This window comes from Rhodopila sp., assembly GCF_035548095.1.
Lineage (GTDB): Bacteria > Pseudomonadota > Alphaproteobacteria > Acetobacterales > Acetobacteraceae > Rhodopila.
Window position 1 is genome coordinate 1 of sequence record NZ_DASZUV010000012.1, and the last position, 22,952, is coordinate 22,952.

Annotated in this window: 20 protein-coding genes and 1 other RNA gene; 6 read left to right on the forward strand and 15 right to left on the reverse strand. The window is 69.6% G+C overall.

Translation table 11 applies throughout. From position 1 onward, the window contains the following. The 9 genes from ftsL to VHC04_RS10400 all read right to left on the reverse strand — a co-directional run. Positions 1 to 493 (reverse strand): cell division protein FtsL (gene ftsL, locus VHC04_RS10360; RefSeq protein WP_422662675.1); only part of this gene is annotated, 493 nt, incomplete at its 3' end. Further along, positions 490 to 1,455, reverse strand: coding sequence for a 16S rRNA (cytosine(1402)-N(4))-methyltransferase RsmH (gene rsmH, locus VHC04_RS10365; RefSeq protein ID WP_325680785.1), 966 nt, complete (start codon positions 1,453 to 1,455; stop codon positions 490 to 492). The genes rsmH and ftsL, both read right to left, overlap by 4 nt. Beyond that, the gene (mraZ, locus tag VHC04_RS10370; RefSeq protein ID WP_325680787.1) at positions 1,452 to 1,925 is read right to left on the reverse strand and encodes a division/cell wall cluster transcriptional repressor MraZ; all 474 of its coding nucleotides are present in this window, start codon (positions 1,923 to 1,925) and stop codon (positions 1,452 to 1,454) included. The genes rsmH and mraZ overlap by 4 nt, the downstream gene beginning before the upstream one ends. Before the next feature lie 483 nt (positions 1,926 to 2,408). Next, positions 2,409 to 2,817, reverse strand: an RNA gene (gene rnpB, locus VHC04_RS10375) — RNase P RNA component class A. Between the two features lie 239 nt (positions 2,818 to 3,056). Beyond that, on the reverse strand, positions 3,057 to 4,109 hold the full coding sequence (gene mnmA / locus VHC04_RS10380) for a tRNA 2-thiouridine(34) synthase MnmA (protein ID WP_325680789.1): 1,053 nt from the start codon (positions 4,107 to 4,109) through the stop codon (positions 3,057 to 3,059). A gap of 13 nt (positions 4,110 to 4,122) precedes the next feature. Further along, positions 4,123 to 4,452, reverse strand: coding sequence for a ferredoxin family 2Fe-2S iron-sulfur cluster binding protein (locus tag VHC04_RS10385; RefSeq protein ID WP_325680791.1), 330 nt, complete (start codon positions 4,450 to 4,452; stop codon positions 4,123 to 4,125). A 12-nt stretch (positions 4,453 to 4,464) separates the two neighbouring features. Further along, positions 4,465 to 5,679, reverse strand: a complete 1,215-nt coding sequence (locus tag VHC04_RS10390; RefSeq protein ID WP_325680793.1) for a cysteine desulfurase family protein — start codon at positions 5,677 to 5,679, stop codon at positions 4,465 to 4,467. Positions 5,680 to 5,696: 17 nt separating this feature from the next. Beyond that, positions 5,697 to 6,899, reverse strand: a complete 1,203-nt coding sequence (locus VHC04_RS10395) for a cysteine desulfurase family protein (protein WP_325680795.1) — start codon at positions 6,897 to 6,899, stop codon at positions 5,697 to 5,699. Continuing rightward, positions 6,899 to 7,672, reverse strand: a complete 774-nt coding sequence (locus tag VHC04_RS10400; protein WP_325680797.1) for an Rrf2 family transcriptional regulator — start codon at positions 7,670 to 7,672, stop codon at positions 6,899 to 6,901. The genes VHC04_RS10395 and VHC04_RS10400 overlap by 1 nt, the downstream gene beginning before the upstream one ends. A 581-nt stretch (positions 7,673 to 8,253) precedes the next feature. On the opposite strand from VHC04_RS10400, the gene VHC04_RS10405 reads away from it, so the two are divergent. Further along, entirely contained in the window at positions 8,254 to 8,919 is a 666-nt protein-coding gene (locus tag VHC04_RS10405) for an alpha/beta hydrolase (RefSeq protein WP_325680799.1), read from the forward strand. A 321-nt stretch (positions 8,920 to 9,240) separates the two neighbouring features. Here VHC04_RS10405 and VHC04_RS10410 read toward each other — a convergent pair whose 3' ends face one another. After that, positions 9,241 to 10,308 carry an anhydro-N-acetylmuramic acid kinase gene (locus VHC04_RS10410; protein WP_325680801.1) on the reverse strand — a complete coding sequence of 356 codons (1,068 nt, stop codon included), beginning with the start codon at positions 10,306 to 10,308 and terminating at the stop codon, positions 9,241 to 9,243. A gap of 59 nt (positions 10,309 to 10,367) precedes the next feature. On the opposite strand from VHC04_RS10410, the gene tyrS reads away from it, so the two are divergent. After that, the gene (gene tyrS, locus VHC04_RS10415; protein WP_325680803.1) at positions 10,368 to 11,612 is read left to right on the forward strand and encodes a tyrosine--tRNA ligase; all 1,245 of its coding nucleotides are present in this window, start codon (positions 10,368 to 10,370) and stop codon (positions 11,610 to 11,612) included. A 38-nt stretch (positions 11,613 to 11,650) separates the two neighbouring features. On the opposite strand, the gene VHC04_RS10420 is transcribed toward tyrS, so the two are convergent. Then, positions 11,651 to 12,889 (reverse strand): ABC transporter substrate-binding protein, encoded by a 1,239-nt coding sequence (locus VHC04_RS10420; RefSeq protein WP_325680805.1) that lies wholly within the window; start codon positions 12,887 to 12,889, stop codon positions 11,651 to 11,653. A gap of 360 nt (positions 12,890 to 13,249) precedes the next feature. On the opposite strand from VHC04_RS10420, the gene VHC04_RS10425 reads away from it, so the two are divergent. Then, complete coding sequence (locus VHC04_RS10425) at positions 13,250 to 13,966, forward strand: hypothetical protein (protein WP_325680807.1); 717 nt, start codon at positions 13,250 to 13,252, stop codon at positions 13,964 to 13,966. 18 nt (positions 13,967 to 13,984) lie between these two features. Here VHC04_RS10425 and VHC04_RS10430 read toward each other — a convergent pair whose 3' ends face one another. Both VHC04_RS10430 and VHC04_RS10435 read right to left on the reverse strand, forming a co-directional pair. Further along, entirely contained in the window at positions 13,985 to 15,574 is a 1,590-nt protein-coding gene (locus VHC04_RS10430; protein ID WP_325680809.1) for an FAD-binding oxidoreductase, read from the reverse strand. Positions 15,575 to 15,826: 252 nt separating this feature from the next. Then, positions 15,827 to 17,236: an aspartate aminotransferase family protein gene (locus tag VHC04_RS10435; protein WP_325680811.1), complete on the reverse strand. Its 1,410-nt coding sequence runs from the start codon at positions 17,234 to 17,236 to the stop codon at positions 15,827 to 15,829. Between the two features lie 402 nt (positions 17,237 to 17,638). Between VHC04_RS10435 and VHC04_RS10440 the strand changes: the two genes are divergently transcribed. The 3 genes from VHC04_RS10440 to ada all read left to right on the forward strand — a co-directional run bounded on the left by VHC04_RS10440 (position 17,639) and on the right by ada (position 21,369). After that, positions 17,639 to 18,580, forward strand: a complete 942-nt coding sequence (locus VHC04_RS10440) for an SMP-30/gluconolactonase/LRE family protein (RefSeq protein ID WP_325680813.1) — start codon at positions 17,639 to 17,641, stop codon at positions 18,578 to 18,580. Positions 18,581 to 18,903: 323 nt separating this feature from the next. Further along, positions 18,904 to 20,019 (forward strand): OmpA family protein, encoded by a 1,116-nt coding sequence (locus tag VHC04_RS10445; RefSeq protein ID WP_325680815.1) that lies wholly within the window; start codon positions 18,904 to 18,906, stop codon positions 20,017 to 20,019. Between the two features lie 267 nt (positions 20,020 to 20,286). After that, positions 20,287 to 21,369, forward strand: coding sequence for a bifunctional DNA-binding transcriptional regulator/O6-methylguanine-DNA methyltransferase Ada (gene ada / locus VHC04_RS10450; protein WP_325680817.1), 1,083 nt, complete (start codon positions 20,287 to 20,289; stop codon positions 21,367 to 21,369). A gap of 65 nt (positions 21,370 to 21,434) precedes the next feature. Here the strand turns inward: ada and VHC04_RS10455 are convergent, their stop codons facing one another. Together VHC04_RS10455 and VHC04_RS10460 are read right to left on the reverse strand one after the other, a co-directional pair. Next, a complete protein-coding gene (locus VHC04_RS10455; protein ID WP_325680819.1) occupies positions 21,435 to 22,130 on the reverse strand; it encodes a dienelactone hydrolase family protein in 696 nt (231 codons plus the stop codon). 64 nt (positions 22,131 to 22,194) lie between these two features. After that, entirely contained in the window at positions 22,195 to 22,875 is a 681-nt protein-coding gene (locus VHC04_RS10460; RefSeq protein ID WP_325680821.1) for a TetR/AcrR family transcriptional regulator, read from the reverse strand. Between the last annotated feature and the right edge of the window lie 77 nt (positions 22,876 to 22,952).

The window sequence follows — 22,952 nt, forward strand, 5'->3', positions numbered from 1 at the left end:
CGGAGGCCGCCCCCGGAGAAACCAGTCCCGGAGAAACCAGTCCCGGAGAAACCGCTCCCGGAGGAACCGCCCCTGCAGAATCCGTCCTTGGGGACGACGATCCGGCCGCCGGCGATCCGCTGGCCGGCGAGGCATCGCTGATCGCCACCGGTGCGTCGTCATCCTCGTCGGTGGTGTCGGCGGGATTGGCGGGCGGGGTGATCACCTGCACCGGCGGCAGCCGGTTCTTCAGCTCCGCCATGCTGGTGAACTGGGTCGGCGAGATCGTATGCAGCTGGAGATACTGGTCGGAGTATTTCCGCAGCGTCTCCGGGTCGTTCAGCATCGTCCATTCGGCCGCCAGCAGGCGGCTCTGCTCGCGCAGCGAGGCGGTCTCCCGCACCGTGCGCTCGATGTCGCGGTCCAGCTCCTGCGTGGCGTGCTTGGTCTGATAGAGGTAGAGGCCGGAGCCGCTCGCCATCAGAAAGGTGATGATGGTCAGGGGTCTGATCATGGCTGGGACCCTTCCGAGGGGGCGAGGCGCTGCATGGCGCGCAGCCGGGCGCTGCGGGACCGCGGGTTGTCGCGGGCTTCGCGCGCGGTGGGACGCTGGGCCTTGGTGGTGAGCAGGCGAAACCGGCCCCCGGGCCGTGCTGTCAGGCCACGCGGATCGTGCCGCGACGGACCGGCGGCGCGCCCGGCGGCCTCGGCCATGGCGCGCTTGACCAGGCGGTCCTCCAGGCTGTGGAAGGAGACGACGACCAGCCGCCCATGCGGCGCCAGCAGGCGCGTCGCCTGGTCCAGCGCCCGTTCGATCTGGCCCAGCTCGTCGTTCACCTTGATGCGCAGGGCCTGGAAGCTGCGGGTCGCGGGGTCGATGCCGGACCGGTCGGGCGGCAGCACGCCGCGAATGATGGCGGACAGCCGGCCGGTGGTGACGATCGGCGCTTCCTGGCGCGCCGCGACGATGGCCTTGGCGATGCGGCGGGACGCCCGCTCCTCCCCGAACTCATACAGCACGTCGGCGAGCGCCTTTTCCGGCAGCGTGTTCACCAGCTCGGCGGCGGTCGTCCCATGATTTCCCATGCGCATGTCCAGCGGCCCGTCCTGGCGGAAGGAAAACCCGCGCGCCGGGTCGTCGAGCTGGTAGGAGGACACGCCCAGATCCAGCACGATCCCATCCAGGGCGGTGACGCCGGCGGCGGCGAGCAGGTCGACCATGTCGCCGAACTCGCCTTGCAGCAGATGCAGCCGGCCGGGATGGCGGGCGGCCAGCGCCGCGCCGCGCTGGATTGCCGCCGGATCGCGGTCGATCGCCCAGACGGTGCAGCGCGCGGCGTCCAGGATCGCCCGCGCATAGCCGCCGCCGCCGAAGGTGCCGTCCAGGTAGACGCCGCCATCCGCCGGGGCCAGCGCCGCCAGCACCTCGGCGAGCATGACCGGCACATGGCCGGGATCGGTCCGCGCGCCGCTCATGCGGGCACCGTGCGCAGACTGAGCTGGGCGGCCCGCACCGCGGCCTTGGCCTCGGCGATGCGGCGGGCGCCGGCTTCCGGCTCCCAGATCTGGAACGTCTTGTTGGTGCCGATGAAGGTCACGGTGTCGGTCAGGTTGGCATAAGCGACCATGTCGGCCGGCAGGACGATGCGCCCCTCGCGATCGGTCTCGATCGAGGTGGCATCGCCGAACAGCGCCATCACCAGGTCCTCATGCTCCTGGCTGAACTGGTTGTATTGGTCCAGCGGCGCGCTCAAGGCCTCAAACCCCTTCTCGGTCCACCCCTCGATGCAGGGGTACTGGTGGGACGGACGCAGCACCAAGGTCGCGACGAGCGCCGACTCACCGGCATGGCTCATCCGCTTCAGGACCGTGCGAAACGACGCAGGGATCGAAACGCGCCCCTTGGCATCCAGCTTGTTCTGGTATGTGCCGAGAAACAGGGCCATCGCGACCCGCCTGCCTTTCCCGCTTCGCGTTTCCCATGAGTGGATGCAGCATCAGCCATCTCGACGAGGTGCCACGACCGGATGACGGGGTGACCGGAGCGCTTCGCCGCCGCGCGGTGGATGATTGGTCCGCCGTGGGCCCGTATGGGATATCATGGGCAGGTATGGTCAGCAAGGTGTTTTGCCTCCCCGTCCGCCCGGACGGGTTAGATTTTGCCGGATTCGTCAAATACTTAAGGGCCGGCTGCCGAGTCCCCCCAAGCGGTATCTGTTTCGCAGGTGAATTCTTGTTTTGTTCCTGTGGACAACTCTGTGGATGCGGCGTCATCCGGCGTTGAGACTGAGGATAAGCAAAATCGGATAAGCGCCTGCGGCGGCAGCGTCCATGCGACGGCCGATCGCCCGCCGGTCAGCCGGATCCCCCGGCCGGTCCCCCAGCATGTCCCTCAGCCGGGCGCCGCCGCCGCGCCAGGGCGGCGCACAGGAGCCAGACAGCCTGTAAGCCGGGTTCTGTCCACCCCTGACGGGGCTGGACGGCCATTCCTCTGGGACGCATCTCACGATGCGCCTCACGCGACCAACCCGGGCGGCGGGGCGGGAACGCCCCCGCGGGCCGATGAACCGGCTGGACGCCGGCCATCCCCCGCAGCCGCCCCTATTCGGTCTTGCTCCCGGTGGGGTTTACCGTGCCACCCCTGTTGCCAGGGGCGCGGTGCGCTCTTACCGCACCGTTTCACCCTTGCCCGTGAGGCCGCAACGGCCCCGCACAGGCGGTCTGCTCTCTGTTGCACTGTCCCTGGGGTCGCCCCCGCCGGCCGTTAGCCGGCACCGTGTTCCCGTGGAGCCCGGACTTTCCTCCACCCTCGCGGGCAGCGGCCGTCCGGCTGTCTGGCTCCAGCCTCCACGTGGCGCATCACCGCGTCGGGGTCAAGGCAGACACCAGGGGGCGCTGCCCCCTGGACCCCCGCTAAGGGCGTAACGCCCTTAGAACCCATTTATTGGGGGGAAAAGGGAGGGGCGACGCGGACGTTGCAACCGGCATGGTCGCCCCTCCCTTTTCCCCCCAATGGACGGGGATCCAAAGGGGCGTGCCCCTTTGCGGGGTGCAGGGGCAGCGCCCCTGCGTCTGCCTCACCCTCGCGCGATGACGCCGCCGCCCAGGATGCGGGAGCCCAGATAGGCGACACAGGCCTGGCCGGGGGCGGGGAGAGCCGGGTCGTCCAGGGTGACGGTGGTGTCCAGGAGCGTGGCCGGGCGTGGGGTGTCGCGGGCGCGCAGCTTCACGGTGCAGCGGAGCGGGCTGGTGGGGCGCGGGATCAGCCAGTTCGGATCGCGCAGGCGCACAATACGGGTGCCGCTGCCACGGGGACCGACGATGATGCGGCGGCGGAGCGGGTCGGCGGCGAGGACGACCTGGCGCTCGCCGCCGACCTGGGCGGCGGGGCCGAGGCGCCTGGTCTGGCCCACCGTGTAGCGGGCGATGCCGTCGTGCTGGCCGACCGGGGTGCCGTCGGCGGTGACGATCTCGCCAGGCTCCAGGGCGTCCGGACGGTGCCGAGCGACGATATCGGCATAGCCGCCGGTGGGAACGAAACAGATATCCTGGCTGTCCGGCTTGGCGGCGACGGGCAGGCCAAGGCGTTCGGCAATGGCGCGGACGGCGCGCTTGTCCGGCATGTCGCCCAGCGGAAACAGGCTCAGATCGAGTTGGGCGGGCGTGGTGGCATACAGAAACCAGCTCTGGTCGCGCGCGGGATCGACCGCCGTGTGCAGTTCGGCACCGTCCGGCCCGTCCAGCCGCCGGACATAATGTCCGGTGGCCAGGCGCTCGGCGCCCAGCCCGGCGGCCAGGGCGGACAGGTCACCGAACTTCACCGTCTGATTGCAGGCGATGCAGGGGACCGGCGTCTCACCGGCCGCATAGCTGTCGGCGAAGGGGGCGATGACGCTGTCGGCGAAGCGGGCCTCGGCGTCGATCACGTAATGCGCGATGCCCAGCCGGTCGGCGACGCGCTTCGCGTCATGGATGTCCTGGCCGGCACAGCAGGCGCCCTTGCGGCCGCTGGCGGCGCCGTGGTCATACAATTGCAGGGTGACGCCGATCACCTCGTGCCCGGCCTCGTGCAGCAGGCCGGCGACGACGCTGCTGTCGACACCGCCGGACATGGCGACGAGGACTCTCATGCGGCCGGCGCCCCTACCCCATCGCGTTGCGGGTCGAGGCGGGCAGCTTCACCACCAGCCCGTCGAGCGCGTCGGTCAGCACGATCTGGCAACCCAGCCGCGAGGTCTGGGTCAGGCCGAAGGCAAGGTCCAGCATGTCTTCCTCATCCTCGGTCGGCTTGGCCAGCTTGGCGTACCAGGCGGGATCGACGATCACGTGGCAGGTCGAGCAGGCCAGCGAGCCCTCGCACGCGCCTTCGATGTCGACGCCGAACTTGTGCGCGATCTCTAGCACCGAGTAGCCGGCCGGCACTTCCACCTCGCGGCGCGTTCCATCGCGCTCGATAAACGTCATCTTCGGCATCGCGATCAGGCCTCAGCCAGTTGTCGGTGTGGTTGGGGTGGCCGGCGGGGGATGGACGGGTGCACCGCCGGCATGGGCCGCGGCGAGCGCCGCGGCGGCGTAGTCGACATCCGCGGCGGAGGTAAAGCGTCCCAGGCCGATACGCAAGGTCTTCCCCGCCTGTTCGTCGGTCAGTCCCATCGCGCGCAGGACATAGGAGGGCTCGACCGCCGCCGAGGAGCAGGCGGAGCCGGTGGACACGCACAGATCGGGCGCCGCCTCCATCAATGCGCTGGCGGTGGCCCGGGGAAAGGTCAGGTTCAGGTTGCCGCTGATGCGCGCGCGCATCGAGCCGTTGACCTGCAGGCCGGGGATCGCGGCCGACAGGCTGTGCAGCAGCCGGTCGCGCAGGCCGGCGATGCGTTCCGCGTCGGCCGGCAGTTCCGCCCCGGCGATGCGGCAGGCCTCGCCCAGGCCGACGATCAGCGGTGTGGGCAGCGTGCCGGAGCGCAGCCCGCGCTCCTGCCCGCCGCCGGAGAACAGCGGCTGCAGCCGCACGCGCGGGCGACGGCGGACGAACAGCGCGCCGATGCCCTTGGGACCGTAGACCTTGTGGCCGCTGACCGAGGCGAGGTCGACCTTCCAGCCGGCCAGGTCGATGGGGATTTTCCCCACGGCCTGGGCCAGGTCGGTGTGGAACAGCGCGCCGGCTTCCTTCGCCAGCGCCGCCAGGGCCGGAATGTCCTGGATCACCCCGACCTCGTTGTTCACCGCCATGATGCTGACCAGCAGGGTCGGCACCGCCAATGCATCCCGCAGGACGGCGGGATCCAGCAGCCCATCGGGCCGCACCGGCAGGAACACCGGTTCGAAACCTTCGTCGGCCAGGTCGGCGACGGATTCCAGCACGCATTTGTGCTCCGTCACGACCGTGATGATGCGCTTTCGCTCATTGCCGTAGGCCGCCGCGAAGCGGGCGGCGCCCTTGATGGCGATGTTGTTCGCCTCGGTGGCGCCGGAGGTGAAGATCACCTCCCGCTCATCCGCGCCCAGCAGGTGGGCCACCTGGTTGCGCGCGCGTTCGACGGCGGCTTCCGCCTTGCGGCCCATGGCGTGTTCGACGCTGTGCGGGTTTCCGTAGTCCTCCGAGAACCAGGGCAGCATCGCCTGCAGCACGCGCGGGTCGCAGCGCGTGGTGGCCTGGTTGTCGAGATAGACGGGCCGGTTGGGTGTGGCGGGCTGGGTCATGCGTCTGTCAGGTGGGGTCAGGCGGCGCTGGACGCCAGCGCCGGGCGCAGCCGGTCGGCTACGCGCTTGTACGCGGCGGCGAAGCCGTCGATATCGGCGCGGGCGGCCGTCCAGGGCAACGAGACGCGGATCGCCTCGGCGGCGCGCGCGCCCAGGCCCATCGCCCGCAGCACATGGCTGGCGGCCACCTTGCCGGAGCTGCAGGCGGCGCCGGCGCTGACCGCGACCCCTTCCAGGTCCAGCGCGATCACCTGCGCGTCGGCGCGCACACCGGGCAATGCCAGACAGGTGGTGTTGGGCAGCCGCGGCGCTCCGGCGCCGATGACAATGGCGCCGGCGTCGGCGGCGGCGGCCTCGGCGGCGTCGCGCAGCGGCAGGAGCGCCTGTGGGTCGTCGCCGGCGGAGGCCGTGGCCGCGGCGGCGAAACCGGCGGCCAGCGCGACCGGCTGGGTGCCGCCGCGCCGGCGCAGCTCCTGGCCTCCGCCGGCGATCAGCGGTCCGGCGAACGGCGCGTCCGGCGCCAGCAGCAGCGCCCCGATCCCGGCCGGGCCGCCCAGCTTGTGCGACGACAGGGCCAGGCTGTGCGCGCCAAGCTCCGCCAGGTCGACCGGAATCCGCCCGGCCGCCTGCACCGCATCCACATGCAGCAGGGCGCCCCGCGCGCGGCATAGCGCCGCGGCCTGCCGCACCGGCTGGATTACCCCGGTTTCGTTGTTCGCCAGCATCAGGCAGACCAGCGAGGGTACCCCGTCGGCCAGGATCGCCGCCAGCGCGTCCAGCTCCGCGATGCCGTCCGGGCGCACCGGCAGGGTCACGGTCCCCATGACGGTCCCGGTGGTGGTCCCGGTGGTAGTCCCCGTGGTGGTCTCCGCGACGGACCCGTTCGCGAAAGATCCGCCCGGCGCGGGCGCGGCGGCGCGCACGGCATCATGCTCGATCGCGCTGACCACCAGGCGCCGGCCGGCACCCAGCGCGTGAACCGCCAGCGCGTCCGCCTCGGTGCCGCCGCTCGTCAACACCAGGTCCCTCGCCCGGCCCCCGAACCGCTCGGCCAGCACCTCCCGCGCATCCTCCAGCAGCCGGCGCGCGGCCCTGCCGGCGCCATGGACGGAGGCGGCGTTGCCGGTCGTTTCCCAAGCGGTCATCATGGCCGCCTTCGCCGCGGGACGCAGCGGCTGCGTGGCGTTGGCGTCCAGGTAGATCGGGGGACCGGCACGCATCAGCCGGCTTCCCGCAGACCCGGACCCCGGGGATACGCGCCGGACCGACCGGCGCCCGCGTCCGCCACCGGCGGAACCGCGACGGCGCGGCCGGCGACCCGGCCTTGCACCACGTCGGCCAGGGTGATGCCGTCGAGGAACAGGGTCACCTGCCGTCCCAGTTCCCACCACAGGTCATGGGTCTGGCAGGGCCGTCCGGCGGCCGGCCTGGCGGGAGACACCCCGCTCGGGGACGCTTCCCTGGAGCACGCTCCGTCGGCCGCGGCCGTGCCGTCCCGGGGCGCTTGCGGCAACGCCAGGCAGCCGCCGCTGCCGATCTCGCAGCGGGTGGCCTTGATCGGTTCGTCAACCGCCAGGACGACCTCGGCGATGGCGATGGCGCTTGCGGGTCGCGCCAGCCGATACCCGCCGCCGGGTCCCCGAGCAGAGGCGACAAGGCCGGCTCGGCGGAGCTTGCTGAAGAGCTGTTCGAGATAGGACAGGCTGAGTTGCTGGCGGGCGGCGATTTCGGCGAGGCAGACCGGACCGCAATCGCCCTTGCCGTACCGGTTTCGCTGGCTGGGGTCTCGCTGGCCGGAGTCTCTGGGGCCGGAGTCTCTGGGGCTGGAGTCTCTGGGGCTGGAGCCGGATTCCCCGGGATTGGAGTCCGTGCGGCCGGCGTCCGGCGCGCCGGCGCTTCCCGGCGGCTTTGCTGCCTCCCGACCGGCGGTCTGGCAGGCGGCGAGGTCGACCATGGCCATGACGGCGTAGCGGCCGCGGGTGGAAATCTGCACGATCAGGCTGCCACTGTCTGGGGTTTATGAGGCGGCGGCATCAACTGTGGACTGCACGGTCTCGGTGTAAAGTCCGCGTTGTCATTGGCACAACCGGCGCCCTCATGGAAAAGTTGTCTTATATCCAGATAATTCAACCATTGGTAGTTGCAATCAACCAACCAAGACGCGGCCGTGGGCGGTTCTTCGCGCGGCTTTATTTTGATTGTCTTACGTCGGAACATAAAAGCCATGCGACATTTCCATTATGAAAGGTGCGCGATCTTGTCCTATAAGCGCCGCTACGGGTCGCCTTGCAGGTGGGGTTGAGGCCGGCGCGCTTGGAAGAAGGGGACTAGAGTGTTCGGACCCTGAGTGGTGGACGGCTTGCCTGCGTTGGTAGAATTTCCGACTCTATAGGTCAAGAATTGATGCCAGCGGAAGGATCGCGTCACTGCAATCCGGGCACTTCAATCCCCATAACAGGGATGGCAGGCCGGGGCACGCCCCGGTTCGTTCAAGTTGGGCATGCCGGCAAGCGACGCTCGGGACCACAGGTGGTTCCTGGTCGTCCACGCCAGGCGGGACAGGAAGCAGGTTGAATGCCAGAGGTTATGTTTGCAGGCCCGGACGGGCGCCTGGAAGGCCGTTACCACCATTCCAAGGAGCAGAATGCTCCGGTTGCCCTGGTTCTGCACCCGCACCCGCTGCACGGCGGGACCATGAATAACCGGATCACCTACTCGATGTACCAGGCATTCCAGAAGCTGGGATGCTCCGTCATGCGCTTCAATTTCCGCGGCGTCGGACGCAGCCAGGGCCGCTATGACGGCGGGATCGGGGAGATCGGCGACGCTGCCGCCGCGCTCGACTGGATGCAGGCGGTCAATCCGGGCCATGGCGGCCTGTGGATCGCCGGCTACTCCTTCGGCGCCTTCATCGGCATGCAATTGCTGATGCGCCGGCCGGAGATCTCCGGCTGGGTCAGCGTCGCGCCGCCTGCCAACCATTACGATTTCGGCTTCCTGGCCCCCTGTCCGTGCGGCGGCCTGATGCTGCATGGCGACAACGATGAGCTGGTACCGGAAAACGCCGTGCACAAGCTGGTCGACAAGCTGAACACCCAGAAGGGCGTGCATGTCGATTACCGCGTGCTGCCCGGCGCCGACCATGTCTTCGCCCAGCATGCCGACGTCATCGCCGACGCCGTCGAGGATTATTGCGGCAAGGCCATCGCCCGGAAGCAGATGGCGCTCGCCGCCGACTGACTGACCCCGTAGACACGCACCGTTCGGGCCGGCTGGCGGATCACCCGCTCACCGGCCCGCGGTGTTTTTATGCCCCGGCTGCGGCAGGCGGATCCCGGCCTGGCGGCCCGCCGGCCTCCCGATCGATATGCGCCTCTGGGTGTGCCGCTGGCGGAAACCGGCCTCAAGGCCGCCGGCTGCGCCGAGCCGCTGCGCCACCGCGGGCCTTGACGCCGGTCCCCGCCAGAGATTCCTGCTCCGCACGCCCCGCGGAGCCATCGACGAGAGGGAGTCAGCCGAACGCGGTGGGCAGCACGCCATGAGCGCTGCCGGGCGGGCGGATCAGGGATAGGCGATCCGGCCCCCGGTCAGCGGCGCCGGGACGCCAGTGGTACCGGGAAAGCTCAGCGGCAGCCCCGCCAGGACACGGGCCGCGAGAAAGCCGAAACACTGCGCCTCCACCGCATCGCCATCCCAGCCGGCGGCATCCGCAGGCTCGACCGGCACGCCCAAGGCGGCCGCAAGCCCGGCCATCAGCACCGGATTGTGCCGGCCACCGCCACACACCAGCCAGCGCGCCGGCTGGGCGGGCAGCGGCGCGGCCGCGACGGCCGCGACCGTGAAGGCCGCCAGCGTGGCGGCGCCATCGGCGGCGGACAGCCGCTGCAGCCCGCTGGCCGCCAGCGCCGCGGCGAAATCCAGCCGGTCCAACGATTTCGGCGGCGCCTTGCCGAAATACGGGTGCGCCATCAGCCGCCCCAGCACGGCCCGGTCCACCCGCCCCGAGGCGGCCAGAGCACCGTCCCGGTCATAGGCCTGGCCGGTGTGGCGCGCCGCCCAGTCGTCCAGCGGCCCGTTGCCCGGGCCGGTGTCGAACGCCAGCAGCGCGCCATCCGCTCCGATCCACGTGACGTTCGCCACGCCGCCGATATTCAGGATGGCCAGCGGCTTCGGCAGCGCCGCGGCCAGGGCGGCATGGTAGACCGGCGCCAGCGGCGCCCCCTGCCCGCCCGCCGCCACGTCGGCGGAGCGGAAATCATGCGCCACCGGCAGCCCGGTCCGCCTGGCCAGCAGCGCCGCGTCGCCGATCTGCCAGGTCCGGCGCCGGTCGGGCTGATGCAGGATGGTCTGGCCGTGGAAGCCGATCACGTCGGCGGGCTCGTCCAGCGCCTCGACCGCCAGAGCGTGGAACACGGTCAGCCGCTGCACTGCATCGCGCAGGCGCGCATCATCCGGCGCCAGGGTCGGGGCTGCATCCAGCAGGGCGCGCAGATCGCGGCGCAACGCTTCGTCATAGGGCAGGGTCAGCGACCGGCCGAACCCCGTCACAACGCGGCCGTCCGTCTCCACCAAAGCCGCATCCACCCCGTCCAGCGAGGTTCCGCTCATCAGCCCGATCGCGCGCGGCATTTTCCCTCGCGTCCGTCTATGGTAACCCGCCGCCTCCGCACAGCACGGGTTCGCGAGTCATGTCCACCGAGACTTTCCTGGAGGAAGCCGCCGCCCGCGGCTTCATTTTCCAGTGCACCGACACCGAGGCACTGGCCGCCGCCATGCGCGCGGCGCCGATCCGCGCCTATATCGGCTTCGACTGCACCGCGGACAGCCTGCATGTCGGCAGCCTGGTGCAGATCATGATCCTGCGCCTGCTGCAGAAGCACGGGCACAAGCCGATCGTGCTGCTGGGCGGCGGCACCACGCGGATCGGCGACCCGTCCGGCAAGGACGAGTCCCGCCAGATGCTGACCGACGCGGCGATCGCCGCCAACATGGCCGGTATCCGCCGCTGCTTCGGCCCGTTCCTGCGCTTCGGTGCGGGCGCGGCGGACGCGATGATGACCAACAACGCCGACTGGCTGGACCGGCTGGCCTATATCGACCTGCTGCGCGACATCGGCACCCATTTCACCGTCAACCGCATGATGACGTTCGATTCCATCCGCCTGCGGCTGGAGCGCGAGCAGCCGCTGACGTTCCTGGAATTCAACTACATGATCCTGCAGAGCTACGACTTCCGGGAGCTGCATCGCCGCCACGGCGTGACACTGCAGATCGGCGGGTCGGACCAGTGGGGCAACATCGTCGCCGGCATGGAGCTGACGCGCCGCACCGACGGCAAGCACGTGTTCGGCCTGACCACGCCACTGATCACCACCGCGTCCGGCGCCAAGATGGGCAAGACCGCCCAGGGCGCGGTGTGGCTGACCGATGACCGCGTCTCCGCCTACGAGTACTGGCAGTTCTGGCGCAACACCGAGGACGCGGATGTCGGCCGTTTCCTGCGCCTGTTCACCGACCTGCCGCTGAATGAGATCGCCGGGCTGGAACGGCTGCGGGGCGCCGATATCAACGAGGCGAAGAAGGTGCTGGCGACCGAGGCCACCGCCCTGGCGCATGGCCGCGACAAGGCCGAGGCCGCCGCCGAGACCGCCCGCCGCGCCTTCGAGGAGGGCGAGGCCGCCGAGACGCTGCCGAGTATCGAGGTCCCGGCCGGCGACCTGGCCGAGGGGATTCCGGCCTTCCGCCTGTTCGCCCTGGCCGGCCTGGCCGGCAGCAACGGCGAGGCCCGCCGCCTGATCCGCGGCGGCGGCGCGCGGGTGAACGACGCCCCGATCAGCGATGAGGGGACGGTGATCTCCGCCGCCCTGGTCCGCGATGGGGCGATCAAACTGTCGGCCGGCAGGAAGCATCACCGGCTGGTACGGGGGGTGTAGGCGGCCGGGTCGATATCCGGCGCCAACCCGCCCTCCGGTCAGCTCTTGACCAGCGGACAGCCGCCCTCGGACAGCGGCCGGAACGCCTGGTCCGCCGGCACCGTCGCCAGCACGTCATACACGTCGCCCGGATGCTTGCTTTCGGACGGCTTCTTCACCCGGAACAGGTAGCTGTCATGCAGTGCCCGCCCGTCGGGGCGGATCGTCGTCTTGCCGAACACGTCGTCGTCGAACGTGTTTTCCTTCATCGCGGCGATCGTTGCGCGGCCGGACGCCTTGGCCTTGGCCACCCCGATCTGCTTCACCGTCTCCAGATAGGCCCAGGTGGCCGAGTAGTTGCCGGCATGCACCGCGTTGGGGAACACGTTGGCCGGCAAGCGCGGCTTGATCCGGGACATGAACGCGCGGCTGCGGTCGTTGAGGTCCCAGTAGAACGTCTCGGATTGATAGACGTCCTGCATCGTGTCGAGCCCGGCACCCATCACGGCGGTGACGGAGCTGACCATCGCCGCGATGATCAGCCCCTTGCCGGTCAGGCCGAACTCGCGCGCCTGCTTGATGCAGTTGATGACATCATCCCCCGCATTCGCCAGCGCCAGCACATTGGCGCCGCTGGCCTGGGCCTGCAGCAGGTAGGAGGAGAAGTCGGTCGTGCCGGGGAACGGATACGCGGCGGATCCGGCCTTCGTGCCGCCGGCGGCCGCGAGCAGCTTCGTGGTATCGTCCTCGACCGAATGGCCGAACGTATAGTCGGCCGTGATGAAGAACCACTTCTTTCCGCCCTTGGCGACGATCGCCTGCGTCATCGTGTGCGACAGGTTCCAGGTGTCGTACGTCCAGTGAATCTGGTTGGCGTTGCAGTATTTCCCGGTCAGCACCGACGAACCCGCCGACGTGTTGACATGCGCCTTGTCCTTCTCGGCCGCCACCGTGGTCACGGCGATCGCGGCGGCGCTGTTGCCCACATCGGTGACCATGTCGACGCCGTCCTGGTCGAACCATTGCCGCACGATGGAGGCTGCCACATCCGGCTTGTTCAGATGGTCGCCGCTGATCAGCTGCACCTTGATGCCGGGGTTGGCCTTGGTGAACTCATCGACGGCGAGCTGGGCGCAGGCCACGCTGGTCGGGCCGGTCACGTCACGATAATTGCCGGACAGGTCCGTCAGCACGCCGATCTTGATGGTGTCGGACGCCTGCGCGCGCGGGTGGCGCAGCGGGGTGGCGGCAAGCGTGGCGGCGGCGGTCGTCAGCACGGCGCGGCGGGTGATGGCCATAGGCGGTCCTTCGCGGAAAATGGCAGGCTGGCTGCCGTACGGCGCGGACCCTATCAGACAGCGGCATTGGTGCAAACTCGGATCGATACGGCGATGCCGCGGCGTATCGAAAAGCCTTTCCGATGGCCGGCCAAAGGGCGGCCAAAGGGCGGCCAAAGGGCGGCCGGCCATCACACCGGATGGCGCCGAGACGGGTCCGCCGGATCAAGCGCGCTCGACGCGCCGAAGGCCACGGACGGTGGCGTGCAGAGGATGAAATCAGCGGATCGTTGAGACGAGATCCATGACTATTTTCCTTGACAGGATGTGGTAATTAGTCCTATGCACTCGGCACGGCAATCCTCTCCGCAAGGCCCCGCGATGTCCCATCCCCTGGCTGCCTTTTCCACCGTTATCCTCGCGGTCGTGCTGGACCCGCTGATTTTCCTTCTCCTGCCGGCTGCTGGCGGCGATGCCACCGCGGCTGGTGATGAGGCTTTGGAGATGATCGCGGAATTCGAGCCGGCCACTCGGGAGGAATTGCGTCTTGCCGCCGAGATTTCCGCTTTCGGACTGCAGGTCAACGCCACCCTGCGCGACGCGGGACGGGCCAGCCTGAACGAGGCCGCCGCGCAGGCGCTGCGCCGCACCGCCTGCCAGCTGCAGCGCAGCGAGACATCCGCCCGCCGCCTGCTGTCCTCGCTGCAACGCGCGCGGCGCGTCAAACCGGGGAAGGACGTCGAGGCACGGAGCAACACCCGGCCCAAGCAGGGTCCCGGCACCGGTACGGCCGAAACGGCGCCAGCCGCTCCGGCAACGCCTCCGGCCGCCGATCCCGGGCCGGCCGCCACGCCCGCGCCGGCTGTCCCGACGCTGGCTGCCCCGGCGCTGGCTGTCCCGGCGCTGGCTGTCCCTGCACCGGCCCCACGCCCGTGCGCCGAGCCGACCCGGGAGGAGGAAATGGCCCTGCAACCCTATCTCTCCGCCATCCGCGAGACCCTGATGCCGGCCCGCGCATCGAACCGAGCGAACGCGCTGCCGGCCGTATCCCGGCAGGCGATGACCGCGGCTTCCGCCTCCGTCGCCGCGACGGCCTGAACCCCCGGCCCGCGCCTCCTACGGGTCGATCAGCACACCCGGGTTCATCATCCCGCGCGGGTCCAGCGTCTTCTTCGCCGCCTTCAGGGCCGCAGCGAACAGGTCCGGCCGCTGACGGTCGTACCAGGGCCGATGCTCCCGCCCCACCGCGTGGTGATGCGTGATCGTGCCGCCGCCGGCGATCACCGCGTCCGAGGCGGCGGTCTTGATCGCCTGCCACTGCTCCAGCATCGCGCCGTGGCGGCCCTGGCCGTGGAAACTGAAATACGGCGCCGGGCCGTCCGGGTAGACATGGGTGAAGCGGCAGGTCACGAAGCCGGGCTTGCCGGTCACGTCGCGGATCGCCTTCTCGGTCGCCTGCTTGATGCTGTCGTGGAACGCCTCGAACCGGTCCCAGGTGATCGCCGTCTCGAACGTGTCGTTGATGATGGCGCGCGGGGTGAGGAATTCGCGCGCATACGGCATGCGGATGAAGGCGTTGCGCCACTGTCCGGCGGCGCCTTCCCGGTGCGCGTCGGGGCCGCCCTCGGTTTCCGGCACGCCGCCATGGTCGCGCACGATCTCCAGCGCGCGGGCCATCCAGGCATCGACCGGGTGGTCGGCGGACTCGAAGGCCAGCACCATGATCGCCGCGCTGCCATCGGCCGCCCCGGTGTTGCGCGCCTCGTTCGGGTCCAGGATACGGCAGTTGGACGGATACAGCCCCGCCTGGCTGAGCACCCGCAGCGCTCGGGCGGCGGCAAAGAAGTCCTTGAAACGGACGGCACCGCCGGCGCGGAAGGTCGGCCGGTCCTGCAACCGCATCCAGGCCTCGGTGATCACCCCCAATATCCCCTCGGACCCGATGAACATCCGGTCCGGGCTGGGCCCCGCCCCCGATCCCGGCAGCCGGCGGCTTTCCAGCGTGCCGGCCGGCGTCACCACCCGCAGGCTTTCCACGAGGTCGTCGATATGGGTGTACAGCGTGGCGAAATGCCCGCCGGACCGGGTCGCGATCCAGCCCCCCAGGGTGGAGTATTCGAAACTCTGCGGAAAATGCCGCAAGGTCAGCTTGTGCGGCCGCAACTGGTTTTCCAGCGCCGGGCCGAACACGCCGGCCTGGATGCGGGCGGCGCGGGAGGTCCGGTCGATCTCCAGCACCTTGTCGAGCCTCGACAGATTGAGCGTCACCACCGCCGGACCGTCGGCGGGCGGCGTCACGCCGCCGCACACGCTGGAACCGCCGCCGAACGGGATGACCACCGCGCCCGCGCCATCGGCCCACGCCATCACCGCGGCGATGTCCTGCTCCGTCTCCGGATAGGCGACGACGTCGGGCGCCGAGGCGAACCGGTTCAGCATGATCCGCACGTAATCGGTGTAGCCCTTGCTGTGCGCGTGCAGCGCACGCTCGTAACGGTCGGTCGAGCAGATGCGGGCCAGCGCGGCCGGCGGGGTGAGGCGCGGCGCCCGCAGGTCGTATTCCTCAAGGGTCGGGATCTTGTGGTCCGGGAAGTCGCGGACGCCGAACATGCGGCGGTAGCCGCCCATCACGAACGACTCCTCGTCGGGCGTCATGCCTTCGCCCTTGCGGCCCCAGCCATATACTTTCAGTCGAGCCTGCGCCATGGACCGTCCCTCCCATTGTGCCCCGCTGCGGGGTCCTGGTGCGGAGGGACTGTCGTGCATTTCCGCCGCACGGCACAAGAGCGGCACGCCGCGTGCCTATCGCCAGACTCTGGTCCGCGCGCTTACCGCAAGACTCTGGTCCGCGCGCTTACCGCAAGACTTTGGTCCGCGCGCTTATCGCACGACTTTGCTCCGCGCGCTTACCGCACGACTTTGCTCCGCGCGCTTACCGCACGACTTTGGCCCGCGCGCTTATCGCACGACCGCGATCTGCTCGCGGCGAAGCTGGACGGTCAGTTCGTCCAATGCCTTGCCGACACGGTCGAGCATCTCGTCGATCTCCTGCTGGCTGATGACCAGCGGCGGACTGAAGCACAGCACGTCGCCCATCACGGTGCGGGCGATCACGCCGTGCTCCTCGCACAGCCTTGCCAGGCGGCCGCCCACCTTGGCCGACGGATCGAAATTCTTGTGCGCCGCCTTGTCGGCGACCAGTTCCACCGCGGCGATCAGGCCGGTGCCGCGGACCTCGCCCACCAGCTCATGGTCCGCGAAGCGGCGCTGCAACGCCGCCTGCATGTACGGGCCGACGGCGCGGACGTGATCGCCGATCTTCATCTCGTCGTAGATCTTCAGCGTCTCGATCGCGACGGCGGCCGGGACCGGGTGGCCGGAATAGGTGAAGCCGTGGCCGAAGGTGCCGATCTTGTGGCTCTCATCGGCCAGTGCCTGGAACACGCGGTCGTTCACCATCACCGCGCTGATCGGCAGGAAGGAGGACGACAGCGCCTTGGCGCAGGTGATGATGTCGGGCTCGACATTCAGCGTCTGGGTACCCCAGTAGTTGCCGGTGCGCCAGAAGCCGCAGATGACCTCGTCCGCCACCAGCAGCACGTCGTATTTCTTCAGCACCGCCTTGATCTTCGGGAAGTAGCCTTCCGGCGGCAGGATGACGCCGCCGGCGCCCATGATCGGCTCCGCCCACATCGCCGCGACCGTGTCGGGGCCTTCCGCCAGGATCAGCTTCTCCAGCTCATCGGCGCAGCGGGTGGCGAATTCCGCCTCCGACTCGCCGGGCAGCGCGCCGTGGTAGAAATGCGGCGTCATCGTGTGGATGAAGCCGGGCAGCGGCACGTCGAAGCTGCGGTGATTGGCCGGCAGCCCGGTCAAGGAGGCCGATCCGATGGTGATGCCGTGATAGCCCTTCAGGCGGCCGATGATCTTCTTCTTCTGCGGCCGGCCCAGGGCGTTGTTCAGGTACCAGACCATCTTGATGGCGGAATCGTTCGCCTCCGACCCCGAGTTGGCGAAGAACACCTTGCTCATCGGCAGCGGCGCGCGCTGGATCAGCATCTCCGCCAGGTCGATCATCGGCTCATGCGACTTGGCGGTGAAGGCATGGTAGAAGGGCAGCTTGCGCATCTGGTTGGCGGCGGCCTGCACCAGGCGCTCATTGTCGAAGCCCAGCGCGGCGCACCACAGGCCGGCGACGCTTTCGATGTATTCCTTGCCGTTCTCATCCCACACGCGCACGCCCTTGCCGCGGGAGATCACCACCGGCCCGGCCTGCTGGTGCGCCTGCAGGTCGGTGTAGGGATGCAGGACGTTGGCGATGTCGCGGGCGACGGCGGAATTGGCGCCGGACGGCGGAGGCGGGGCCATGACGGTCTCCTGGCTGGCTTGCGGTGTGAGGGACCCTACCCCCGAACGGGGCGGGAGGGAACGCGGGTGATCGGTTTTTGTCGCCGCCGTCGTTTCAAGATGCCAAACATCGATACGACCATCGATGCGACCGTCGCCGGCTCGGCCGTCTCGCTGCGCCGACGGGTCGGTTGCAGGTCCGCGGCGCTATCGTCCGGTCTCCGCCCGCGCGCATGGCCGCCGCCGGTCATGCACGGCCGCAAGGATGTTCCCGCCGGCGACCGGAAGGCCGGGCGCCCTGCTACAGCCCCACTGCTGACCACCCCCACTGCTGACCGGTCCGGCCCACTCTTGCCCCGCCGTGCATCCCGGCTACCATCAACACCCGAGACAGAGACCGCGACCAGAAGGGGAAACACGTCCATGTGGCAGCCCAGCAGCCGCTATCCCGATCCGAATGTCCGCAGCCTGGATTCGAGCTTCAGCCAGTACAGGCTGCCGCTGGCTTCGGTGGAGCAGCTCTACACCGGCTGCCGCTGGTCCGAGGGCCCGGTCTATTTCGGCGATGGCCGTTTCCTGCTGTGGAGCGACATCCCCAACGACCGCATCCTGAAATGGGAGGAGGAGACCGGCGCCGTCAGCGTGTTCCGGAAGACCTCGTTCAACGCCAACGGCAACACGCGCGACCGGCAGGGCCGGCTGGTGACCTGCGAGCATCGCGGCCGCCGCGTCACCCGCACCGAGATCGACGGCAGCATCACCGTGCTGATGGACTCCCACCAGGGCAAGCGGCTGAACTCGCCGAACGACGTGGTGGTGAAGTCCGACGGCTCCATCTGGTTCACCGATCCGACCTTCGGCATCCTGGGCTATTACGAGGGCGAAAAGGCCGAATCGGAGCTGAAGCCGGCGGTCTGGCGCATCGACGGACAGACCGGCGAGGCGACGATGATGGCCGACGATATCGAGGGGCCGAACGGGCTGGCCTTCTCGCCGGACGAATCGATCCTGTACGTGGTGGCGTCCAGAGCCGAACCGAACCGGCTGATCCGGGCGTTCGACGTGGTGGATGGCGGGAAGAAGCTGACGAATAACCGGGTGTTCATCGATGCCGCGGGCGGCTCGCCGGACGGGTTCCGAGTCGATGTCGACGGCAATCTGTGGTGCGGCTGGGGCATGGGCGATGCGGAGCTGGACGGCGTGCGGGTGTTCAACAAGGCCGGGACGCCGATCGGCCATATCTCGCTGCCGGAACGGGCCGCCAATCTGTGCTTCGGCGGCCGCTACCGGAACCGGCTGTTCATGGCCGCGAGCCACGGGCTGTACGCGCTATACGTCAATACGCAGGGCGTGGCAGGCGGGTAACGCCCGGCCGCCGAAAGCGGCCATCCCGTGCTGTTGATCCGTTCAAGTCCTGGTTATTTGCCGATACTGCTGGCATGTCGCAAGCGGGAGATGCCGCCAACCGGCCTGCCGCCAGCGGACCGTCCCCCGCGGGATGTCCCCAGCGGGATGCCGCCAGCGGGATGCCGCCAGCGGACCGCCGTCGCTGGACTGATACCGCCGGGCTGTCGCCGGCGGACTGTCGCCGGCGGACTGGCGACCGTCGGCAATGCCGTCCGGTGGTTTCCCGCTTGCAACCCGCCCGATTCGGTGGTGACAGGGCATTGAAACAGGAGTGTCTGGGCATGCGCGATGGCTATGCGATCACTGCGGCGGCTGCGATCGGCCTGTCCGCCGCCGCCCTGACGCTGTCGGCGGGGACGGCGCGGGCGCAGCCGATCCAGGGGCCGTATATCAGCCTGGGCGCGGGCCTGCATGTGCCGAACACACCCAAGGCCACCCCGTACGGCCCCGGCTGGGGCACCGGGCGGGTGGAGATGAACCAGAATTTCGGCTTCAACGCCAACCTTGCGCTGGGGTACGGCATCGGCAACGGCTTCCGGTTCGAGATCGAGGGCGACTTCCTGCGCAGCACCCTGCGCAGCGTCGGCGGCACCCCCTTCCCCACCGCCGGCAGCGGCACCGTCCGCACCTGGGGCGCCATGGCGAACATGCTGTACGACCTGGATATCGGCTCGCCCTGGGTTTTCCCGTATCTCGGCGTCGGCGCCGGCTATCAGTGGACCAAGCTGAACACGCTATCCGCCATCCAGCCGGGCGGGCCGTTCGCCTTCGGCACCGACGGCCAGGCCGGCACCTTCGCCTGGCAGGCGATCGCCGGCGCGTCCTTCCCGATCCCGAACATGCCCGGCCTGTCGATCACCGCCGATTACCGGTTCATGGACATCCTGGGCGGCGAGAAGTTCTACGGCCCGCTGCAGGCCAGCGCGAACGGTCCGGTGACGACCGGCGCGCTGAAGATGCACAACCAGTACAACAATGAGGTCGTGATCGGCGTCCGCTATGCGCTGTTCGTGCCGCCTCCGCCGGTGCCGGCCACCCCGCCGGCGCCACCGGCGCCGACCGCGGCGCGCACCTTCATGGTGTTCTTCGACTGGGACAAGGCGACCCTGACCGACCGCGCCCGCCAGATCGTGAAGGAGGCCGCCCAGTCCTCCACCCAGGTCCAGTACACACGGATCGAGGTGAACGGCTACACCGACACGTCCGGCACGCCGCAATACAACAAGGGCCTGTCGATCCGCAGGGCCGAGGCGGTGGCCAGCGAGCTGGTGCGCAACGGAGTGCCGAAGACGGCGATCGCCATCCAGGGGTTCGGCGAGACGCATCTGCTGGTGCCGACCGGCCCGAATGTGCGTGAGCCGCAGAACCGCCGCGTGGAGATCATCATCAACAGCTGAGCATCCGGGCAGAGCCGCCCAAGCTGGACAGCCCAAGCCGGGCCGCCCCCAAGCTGGACAGCCCAAGCCGGGCCGGCCAGGCAGACCCGCCCGAACCGGGCAGGCCAAGCTGGACAGCCCGAGCCGAGCCACCCGGTTCGGCAAGCGGGCGGCGGTGTCATCATGGCGGCTCCCTCCATTCGTCTCTCCGCCCGGCGGCGCCGCTTCGTTTGAGTGGCCGCAATCGGCGGATGGCACTAGCCTGGGCCATCCCCCAGATTGCCGGTCATGAACCACATGCACACGATCGACCTGCCGACGGACGATGATCTCTGGCAGCAGGTTCTCACCCGCCAGGCGAATGCCGGCTTCCTGTATGCCGTGACGACGATGGGCGTGTATTGCCGCCCGGACTGCCCGTCGCCCCGGCCGCTGCGCCGCAATGTCCGCTTCTTCGCCACCCCCTCGGTCGCCGAGGCGGCCGGGTTCCGCGCCTGCAAGCGCTGCGACCCGAAGGGCGAACGGGCGCGAATCGCCCAGGCGGTGGTGCGCGACGCCTGCGCCTTCATCGAGGCCGAGGAGGACATCCCCTCCCTGGACGCTCTCGCCGCCAGGTCCGGCTATTCGCGTTTCCATTTCCTGCGGATGTTCCGCGACCACACCGGCGTGACGCCGCGCAGCTATGCCGAGGGGGTGCGGGCGCGCCGCCTGCAGGCGGCCTTGTCGAAGGGTGAGCGGGTGGCGGACGCGGTGGCCGGCGCCGGGTTCGGATCGGAAAGCCGCGTGTATGAGAAGACGTCGGCGCTGCTGGGCATGACCCCGGGCGCGGCGCGCCGGGGCGGCCAGGGCGAGGTGATCCGCACCGCCTTTGCCGATTGCCCGTTCGGCCGGCTGCTGGTGGGCGCGACGGACAAGGGGGTCTGCTTCATCGGCTTCGCCGAACCGGATGAGGCGCTGATGGGCGACCTGCGCCGCCGCTTTTCCAAGGCGCAAGTGACGGTGAACGACCCGTCCCTGGCCGCGACGGTCGCGACGGTGCTGGGCTTCCTGCGGGAACCCAAGCAGGCGCTGGACCTGCCGCTGGACCTGCGCGGCACGGCGTTCCAGCAGCGCGTCTGGCGGACCCTGCAGCAGATCCGGCCGGGCGAGACCCGCACCTATGCCCAGCTGGCGGCGATGACCGGCAACCCAAAGGCGATCAGGGCCGTCGCTCGGTCCTGCGCGACCAACCCGGTGTCGCTGGCGGTGCCCTGTCATCGCGTGGTCGGCAGCGACGGCGACCTGACCGGCTATCGCTGGGGCGTGCCATGCAAGCAGGCGCTGCTGGAGAAGGAGCGGCGGCTGAATCCGAGCCGGAAGGCGGCCGGCTGATCCCGCCGGCTGGCGGCGTCAGCCGGGCACCCGCCCCTATCCGAGCGCCCCCTTGTCCGGGTGCCCTATCCGAGTGCCCTCGCCAGCGCATCGGCGCTGCGGCCATTGGCGATGGCGGCCGACAGGCCGTGCCAGTGGATTCCGTTGACCCGGGCGAAGGCATGGTCGGCCGGATAGGTGTAGGTATGGACATGCGCATTGCCGCGCGCCGCGTCGATGACCTTCTGGCGGCCTTCGGCGGGGAAGAACTCGTCCTTGTCGGCGATATGCACCAGCAGCGGCCTCGTCACCTTGCCCAGATCGCCCAGCAGCCCATCCAGGCCGACGCCGTAATAGGACACGTTGATATCGGCATCAGACTGTTCCGCCATCATGAAGGCCAGCCGGCCGCCCAGGCAGTAGCCCATCGTCGCCACCTTGCCGTTGGCCCCGGGCATGGCCCGAGCGGCGGCGACCGTGGCCTTCAGGTCGGCGATGCCCTTGTCCTGGTCGAAGGCCTGGAACAGCTCGAAGGCGCGCTTCCATTCCGCCTCGGTCTTGTCGGTGATGTCGATCCCCGGCTCGATCCGCCAGAACAGGTCGGGGCATATGGCGATGAAGCCCAGGTCGGCCACCCAGGCGGCGATGTCGCGCATGGCCTGGTTGACGCCGAAAATCTCCTGAATCAGCACGACCGCGCCGGCCGGCTTGTCCTTCGGCTCCACGACATAGGCCTCGAAGCTGCCGCTGCCGTCGCTCGCCTGGATGGTCATGCTGCCCATGATGGTTCCTCCTGTTGCATCCGCCGCCAGATTACAGGCGGCGCGGCGGAAGCGGGAGGGGCGGTCATGCCTTCGCCGGCGCGTCCTCGCCGCCCGCCAGGCCCAGGCTTTGCAGGTACAGCAGCACGCCGGCCTCCAGCAGGTCCTCGGGCGACATCGGCAGTTTCCGCCGCGACGGGCCGCCGCGCACGAACAGCGAGGCGATGCCGTGCGACAGCGCCCAGACATGCAGCGCGATCATCAGCGCCGGCGGACGGCGGTGCGCCGGCATCGAGGCGGCGATCCGGTCCGCCGCCTCCCGCAGCACCGCGAAGGCGCGATCAGCGGCGGCTTGCAGGTCCGGGTGCGTCTCCAGCGCAAGCTGTGCGTCGAACATCGCGGCGTAATAGGCCGGTTCGTCGCGGGCGAAGGCGAGATAGGCGCGGCCTAGCGCCTCGAACGCCCGCGCCGGATCGGGGTGCCCGGCGTTCCAGGCTTTTGCCAGGCGTTCCGCGAACAATTCGTATCCGCGCAGCGCCACCTCGGCCAGCAGGGCCTCGGCGTCGCGGAAATGGCGGTATGGCGCGGCGGGGCTGACGCCGGCGAGGCGCGCGGCCTCGGCGATGGTGAAGCCGGCCGGTCCCTTGCCGGCGATCAACTCAATGGCGGCGGCGAGCAGCGCTTCCCGCAGATTGCCGTGGTGATAGCCGCGGCGCGACGATCCGCCGTCCCCCGATCCGCCGCCAGACGTCCCTGACCAACTCATGTAAGAGGCTTTTACATGAACCGCCGCCCGGCGACAGGGTGCGAGGCCGGTTCATGGCGATGACCGCGACCCTGTCC